Origin of the sequence: Pacificibacter sp. (assembly GCF_039769035.1) — a bacterium.
GTDB lineage: Bacteria > Pseudomonadota > Alphaproteobacteria > Rhodobacterales > Rhodobacteraceae > Celeribacter.
In genome coordinates, this window is record NZ_JBDMZG010000214.1 from 1 (window position 1) to 6729 (window position 6729).

Below are 6729 nucleotides of genomic sequence, written 5' to 3' on the forward strand. Positions count from 1 at the left end.
CGAGATTGGATCGCGGATAAATGATCACCGCGCGCAACCAAAGTGACGTCATGACCTGCCTCGGCCAGACGCCCGCCAATATATCCACCAATTCCACCTGCACCGAGCACTGCGATCTTCATGAAAATATCCTTTTCATTATCCGTTCAAGCGCCGTCGCTTCATCATAGCACGTTTTGCACCTAAACGGGGAAAAATGGGCTTTTTGAATTTTTGCGGTGTCTGATTGTGTAAAAAATTTTGAGCCCAAATTAGGGCCAACTTGCCAAAACAAATGGATTTTGGGTCAAAAGATACGACATGTAAGATGCGGCGGAAGGTATTGAAGAAAATGAATTTGGTAGGCCCGGTAGGACTTGAACCTACGACAAAAGCGTTATGAGCGCTCTGCTCTAACCAACTGAGCTACAGGCCCGCCAAGAATGTGAATATGGCGAGATATGAGGGGCGTCAAGCAGATGATTTGCGCTTTTGCTTTCCTTACGCGTTTAACTGCGATAAAGCGCGTGCAAACGATGTGACTTTGGGGACTTTAGATCATGAGCGATGGAAAAAACGGCCTGACATATGCGGACGCCGGTGTTGATATTGATGCAGGCAATGCGCTTGTTGAACGGATCAAACCTGCGGCTAAAAAGACGGCGCGCTCTGGTGTGATGGCCGGTTTGGGCGGTTTTGGCGCTTTGTTCGATCTTAAAGGCGCAGGCTACAAAGATCCTATTCTTGTTGCGGCCACAGACGGCGTTGGCACCAAACTGCGCATCGCGATCGACACAGGCAACGTGTCCACCATTGGTATCGATCTGGTCGCCATGTGTGTGAACGATCTGGTCTGTCAGGGCGCTGAGCCTTTGTTCTTCCTCGACTACTTTGCCACGGGCAAACTTGAGCTGGACCAAGCTACAGCGATCATCGAAGGCATTGCCAAGGGTTGTGAGCTGTCCGGCTGTGCGTTGATCGGCGGCGAGACTGCCGAGATGCCGGGCATGTACCATGACGGCGATTTCGATTTGGCTGGTTTCTCTGTTGGCGCGATGGAACGCGGCGAAGATTTGCCTGCGGGCGTGAAAGAGGGCGATGTTCTGATCGGGCTTGCCTCTGACGGTGTGCATTCAAACGGTTATTCTTTGGTCCGCAAAACGGTTGAGGTTTCTGGTCTCAAATGGGACGACAAAGCGCCATTTGGTGAAGGCACACTGGGCGAAGAGCTTTTGAAACCGACACGCTTGTACGTGAAACAAACGCTGGCAGCTGTCCGCGCTGGTGGCGTGCACGCGCTTGCACACATCACGGGTGGTGGTTTGACCGAAAACCTGCCGCGTGTTCTGCCGACGGGCTTGGGCGCCGACATCGATCTGACATCCTGGACATTGCCGCCAGTGTTTGCATGGATCGCGGATGTGGCTGGTTTGGCTGAATCTGAGATGCTGAAAACATTCAACGCAGGCGTGGGCATGGTCTTGTCTGTCGATGCGGACAAAGCCGATGACATCATCGCGCTGCTCAAAGCTGAAGGCGAAACAGTCTACACGCTTGGCACAGTGACTGCGGGCGAAGGCGTACGTTACACTGGCGCGTTGAAGTAGGGCGCTTTTGAATGAAAAAAGTTGCGATCCTGATTTCGGGCAGTGGCTCCAATATGGTGACACTGGCGCAGTCCATGACGGGCGATCATCCAGCACGGCCTTGTGTCGTGCTGTCAAATCGCCCTGACGCGGGTGGGTTGGATAAGGCGCGGGCTTTGGGCATTCCGACTGTGGTTGTGGATCACACAGACTATAAAGGGGATCGTGCGACGTTTGACGCGGCTGTGATGGCAGCACTTGATCCTTATGCGCCTGATGTTGTGGCCTTGGCCGGTTTCATGCGCATTTTGACGCCCGAATTCATCGCGCATTATGCGGGTAAGATGCTCAATATTCACCCGTCCTTGCTGCCCAAATATAAGGGCCTGCACACGCACCAACGCGCGATTGATGCGGGCGATGCAGAGGCGGGTTGCACCGTGCACGAAGTGACTGCGGAACTTGACGGTGGGCCGATCTTGGCGCAAGCGCGGGTTGCAATTGACGCGGGCGACACGGCGGACAGTCTGGCGGCAAAAATTCTGCCGCTAGAGCATCAAATCTATCCTGAAACACTGCGCGCCTTTATCGAGAAGCCCTAAAATTTCGTCAGTGTTTTTGGGGTAGGGGTTACGGCGCTGCCCGCGCTGTAGCCATGCCATTCAATCGCGTTGGATGGCGTCTCGATTGAGGCATTGTGAACACCGATAACTGTTAAAAAGACCAACAATAAAATGGCTGCAGCACCTACGGCGATGCTGCGGTTTTTCGGTGTGCCTGTGGTGCGATGTGTGGCGTGATCTATGAAATGCGTGATGTCTGACATGGGATGTTCCGTTCAAGTGTTGGGAAAAGGTAGCCCGACCATGCCGTGTTTAGATGCATTATGAAAACGAATATATTTTATATGTAATATCACAATTGTTGAGGTTAAGACCGCCGCGCGGTAACATTGCGCGGATTTTGAGCAGCACCTTCAGTCGATTTTTTGCATTTCCAGCTATCTGCTTTTCATTCCCGCATGAGTTGCGTAGGGATTGCAGACGACCTGCGGGATGACCCCGTATACAAATGAAAAGACTGCAATGATTACCATCAAAACCACTGAAGCGCTTCAAGCGTTTTGCGACCACGCCAAAAAATTTCCTTTTGTGACCGTGGATACTGAATTCCTTCGAGAGCGCACCTATTATTCAAAGCTTTGCCTCGTTCAATTGGCTGTGACAGGTGACAACGAAGAAGACGCCGTTTTGGTGGATCCACTGGTCAAAGGCCTTGATCTGGCACCGCTCTACGACCTGTTTCGTGACCAAAATGTGGTCAAAGTCTTTCACGCAGCGCGCCAAGATCTTGAAATTTTCTACATCCAAGGTGGGGTGATTCCGACGCCCTTGTTCGACACGCAAGTGGCCGCGATGGTCTGTGGTTTTGGCGAACAAGTGGGCTATGAGACATTGGTGCGCAAAATCGCGAAACAAAGCCTCGACAAGACATCGCGCTTCACCGACTGGTCGCGCCGTCCATTGACGCCAGCTCAAGAAACATACGCTTTGGCTGACGTGACGCACCTGCGGATGATTTACGAATATCTGGACGCGGAAGTCAAAAAGGCCAACCGTGAAAAATGGGTTGCCGAGGAAATGCAGGTGTTGATGACGCCTGGCACCTATGTTGTTGAGCCTGAAAACGCATGGAAACGGGTGAAAACCCGCACCAGTTCTGGAAAATTCTTGGCCGCGGTCAAAGAGTTGGCAGCGTTCCGTGAAGAGTATTCGCAGTCTCGCGACATCCCGCGCAACCGCGTTTACAAGGATGACGCGATGCTTGAACTCGCATCAACCAAACCCAAAACACCCGCTGATTTGGCGCGTTCGCGTCTGCTACTGCGTGAGGCCCGCAAAGGCGATATTGCGGATGGTATCATTGCTGCGATTAACATAGCGTCCAAATATTCGCCTGAGCAAATGCCCAAAGTCGATGGCGACCGCGATAAATTGCAGGTCAATCCAGCGCTGGCAGACATGCTGCGGGTGTTGCTGAAAGCGAAATCCGACAACGCCAATGTGGCGGCCAAAATGATCGCGTCGTCTGCGCAACTCGATATGATTGCAGCTGGCAAACGCGATGTTCCGGCGCTGTCCGGTTGGCGCGCCGAAGTCTTTGGCGATGACGCGATGCGCCTTTGCAAAGGTGAAATCGGTCTGGCTGTTAAAGGTCAAAAAGTGGATGTGATCACGCTTTAGGCGCAATCACATGACTGTCGATCTATAGTTCCATAACAAATCGAGCGCCGCTTGGGTTTTGTATTTTTACGAAACCACAAGCGGCGTAAGCACTTTGCGCCACAAGATTGTGACTTTGTGTGCTGACGGTCAATTCTGTGCACTCCAACGCTTTGGCAATCGATTTAGAGGCGTCGATCAACTGTCGCCCGACACCTTTGCCGCGCATGTTGTCAGCGATGTATAAGTGGTGCAGATCCAGTGTGCGTTGACCAAAATGCAGTTTGAACCCGCGCACCAAGCCGGCGTATCCCACCAACCGCTCACCGCGTTCAGCCACGAGGATATTAAGCCAAGGTTCGCTGCTAAAAACATTTGCGCGCAGGGCATCTTCGGACACGAGCGGCACATCGCCGTGATGTTTGGCCAACTCTTCGATCATCCGCGTGATCGCGCGACAATCTGATCGTCGGGCAGGGCGGATGGTGATGGTTTGTTCTACAGTTTCGATCATGGTCTCTCCTAATGCCGCACGGAAAGCCAAAAACACAAAAAGCCACCCTGCGGCGGCTTTTGTTATGTCACAACTATAGCCGCACCCTATGAGGAGCGGATAAAATACAGTGTTGTGGCGTGTGTTGTTTTCATGCGCTGAAGGTGCCCAAAGACTGGTGTGGCGTCAAGCAAAAAAAGCCCGCCCTTTGCAATCGCAAAAGGCGGGCGCGACCCTCATCCCGAGGGGCGTGTTCCGGCTTAACCGTCGTAATCGACCTCTTCAGTCAAACGCAGCGCTTCAGCACGTGCGCCTGCAATTGTCATCAGGTTGAGATCATCAGGCTCGAATGAACCCCAGCTGGACACCAATTCAGAAGGTGCAGTGCCTGGCGCAATTGGGTATTCGCTGTTGGCTTCTGCGTAGATTTCTTGCGCCTGTGGTGATGTCAAAAACTCAATGAATTGAGTGGCTTCGTCAGTGTTTTTTGCGGATTTTGTCAAAGCAACACCAGAGATGTTCACGTGTGTGCCGTGGCCTTCAAAAACAGGGAACTCAAGGCGTACAGAGTCTGCCCATTGCTTTTGCTCTTCGTCTGCCAACATTTTACCCATGTAGTAAGTGTTGCCCAAAGAGATGTCACATTCACCAGCCCAAATCGCTTTCACTTGCGCGCGGTCATTGCCTTGTGGCTTGCGTGCGAGGTTGTCTTTGAGGCCTTGAAGCCAAGCTTTGGTCTCTTCAGCGCCGTGGTGTGCGAGGTAAGCAGATGTTAGGCCGATCATGTATGCGTTGGTGCCTGAGCGGGTACAAATGCGACCCTTCCATTTCGGATCAGCCAAGTCTTCGTAGGTGGTGATTTCGCCATCAGCCACTGTTTCGCGTGAGGCATAAACCACGCGTGCACGGGTTGTCAGGCCCCACCAGTGGTTCTGTGGGTCGTGGTAGATCGCTGGAACATTAGACTTCAATGTGTCAGTCTCGATCGGCTGTGTAACGCCCGCGTCGACGGCTTCAACGATGCGCGAAATGTCGACCGTAAGAATAACATCCGCTGGTGAGCGGTCGCCTTCGGCTTTGAGGCGCTCAACCAAGCCTTTGTCCATGAATGCGACATTGACGTCGATGCCAGTTTTGGCGGTGAACGCCTCTGTCAGCGGGGCGATCAATTCAGGCTGGCGGTGTGAGTAAACGTTTACTTCTGCTGCAAACGCTGGTGCAGAAGCCAGCAACGTTGTCGCGATAAGGGCGGTACGAATAGTCATAAAGGTCTCCAATTTCGTTGAGGCCTTTTAATCCGACTATTTTACTTGGGTCAATACCTGATTAGAAAAATCGGGTATTGAAGTGTGTGACCCGATGTCGCTACAATTTACCCTGTTTATCGAGACCTTTGGCCTCATCCCACAATGCATCCATCTCAGCCAAATTGCTGTCACTTGGTGACCTGTTTTGTTCTTTAAGTTTGTCTTCCACTGCATTGAAACGTCTTACAAACTTCTCGTTTGCTGCGCGCAAAGCTTCCTCGGTTTCTATGCCCATGTGACGGCCTAAGTTGACCATCACAAACAATAGATCGCCATATTCTTCAAAGACGTCTTCTGGCGTTTTACTGTCGCGCGCCTCGACCAATTCAGCGGATTCTTCAACAATTTTGTCGATCACATGTGTGACATCTGGCCAATCAAACCCGACTCGCGCCGCCCGTTTTTGCAGCTTTTGCGCCCGCATTAAGGCAGGCAAGCCCAAGGCGACGCCGTCCAATACGCGCGTTTCTCCGCGCCGGTCGCGTTCGGCCGCTTTTTGCACTTCCCAATCGATGGTTTGCTGCTCAGGCGATTTTTGATTGCTCTGATCACCAAACACGTGCGGATGGCGATCAATCATCTTTGCGGCGATGGTTTTGGCCACGTCTTGAAAATCAAACAGGCCTTTGTCGGCAGCGATTTGTGATTGAAACACGGATTGAAACAGCAAATCTCCCAATTCGGACTGCAAATCCGTCATATCCCCACGCTTGATCGCATCCTCGACTTCATAGGCTTCCTCAATCGAAAAAGGCGCAATGCTTGCAAAGTCCTGTTCGATATCCCAAGGACAGCCCGTTTCAGGATCACGCAAGCGCTTCATAATTTCCAACAGCTGCTCAATGCCCTCAGGCACTTCGAAAATGGGGTCGCGGTTTGGGGTCTGTGTCATGTGCTCGGCCAACTTGCTTGTTTGCTTGCAGATTGGGCGCATCAAAGGGGCTTTGCAACCCCAGTTTGCCCTGTTACAACCGTCTCATGACCAAGACATGCGCCCTTATTATTTGCTGCATTATCCGCTGACATTGTCACGCGGGGTCTGGTCTCTTTTCTCTTATGAATGAAGCTGATATGCCCGCGGGGACACCCGAAGGAAAAGCTATGACTGACGCCGATTCAAAGACTGTTATCCGTCTGACAAA

The 6729-nt window shown here is 52.1% G+C and carries 8 protein-coding genes and 1 tRNA gene; 3 read left to right on the forward strand and 6 right to left on the reverse strand.

Going from position 1 to position 6729, the window contains the following annotated elements:
- A partial coding sequence (locus tag ABF287_RS16960) for a 2-dehydropantoate 2-reductase N-terminal domain-containing protein (protein WP_347186188.1) occupies positions 1–122 on the reverse strand: 122 nt, incomplete at its 3' end.
- Between the two features lie 216 nt (positions 123–338).
- Positions 339–415, reverse strand: a tRNA-Ile gene (locus ABF287_RS16965).
- 124 nt (positions 416–539) lie between these two features.
- On the opposite strand from ABF287_RS16965, the gene purM reads away from it, so the two are divergent.
- Together purM and purN are read left to right on the forward strand one after the other, a co-directional pair.
- The gene (gene purM, locus ABF287_RS16970; protein WP_347186181.1) at positions 540–1586 is read left to right on the forward strand and encodes a phosphoribosylformylglycinamidine cyclo-ligase; all 1047 of its coding nucleotides are present in this window, start codon (positions 540–542) and stop codon (positions 1584–1586) included.
- 11 nt (positions 1587–1597) lie between these two features.
- A complete protein-coding gene (gene purN, locus ABF287_RS16975) occupies positions 1598–2167 on the forward strand; it encodes a phosphoribosylglycinamide formyltransferase (protein ID WP_347186182.1) in 570 nt (189 codons plus the stop codon).
- Here purN and ABF287_RS16980 read toward each other — a convergent pair.
- Complete coding sequence (locus tag ABF287_RS16980) at positions 2164–2391, reverse strand: hypothetical protein (RefSeq protein WP_347186183.1); 228 nt, start codon at positions 2389–2391, stop codon at positions 2164–2166. The two genes, purN and ABF287_RS16980, sit on opposite strands and share 4 nt — an antisense overlap.
- A gap of 259 nt (positions 2392–2650) precedes the next feature.
- Here ABF287_RS16980 and rnd point away from each other — a divergent pair, with 259 nt between their 5' ends.
- Positions 2651–3808 (forward strand): ribonuclease D, encoded by a 1158-nt coding sequence (rnd, locus tag ABF287_RS16985; protein WP_347186184.1) that lies wholly within the window; start codon positions 2651–2653, stop codon positions 3806–3808.
- A gap of 22 nt (positions 3809–3830) precedes the next feature.
- Here rnd and ABF287_RS16990 read toward each other — a convergent pair whose 3' ends face one another.
- The 3 genes from ABF287_RS16990 to mazG form a co-directional block, all read right to left on the reverse strand.
- Entirely contained in the window at positions 3831–4301 is a 471-nt protein-coding gene (locus ABF287_RS16990) for a GNAT family N-acetyltransferase (RefSeq protein ID WP_347186185.1), read from the reverse strand.
- 239 nt (positions 4302–4540) lie between these two features.
- Positions 4541–5545, reverse strand: coding sequence for a Fe(3+) ABC transporter substrate-binding protein (locus ABF287_RS16995; RefSeq protein WP_347186186.1), 1005 nt, complete (start codon positions 5543–5545; stop codon positions 4541–4543).
- A gap of 100 nt (positions 5546–5645) precedes the next feature.
- Entirely contained in the window at positions 5646–6479 is an 834-nt protein-coding gene (gene mazG / locus ABF287_RS17000) for a nucleoside triphosphate pyrophosphohydrolase (RefSeq protein ID WP_347186187.1), read from the reverse strand.
- Positions 6480–6729: the final 250 nt, after the last annotated feature.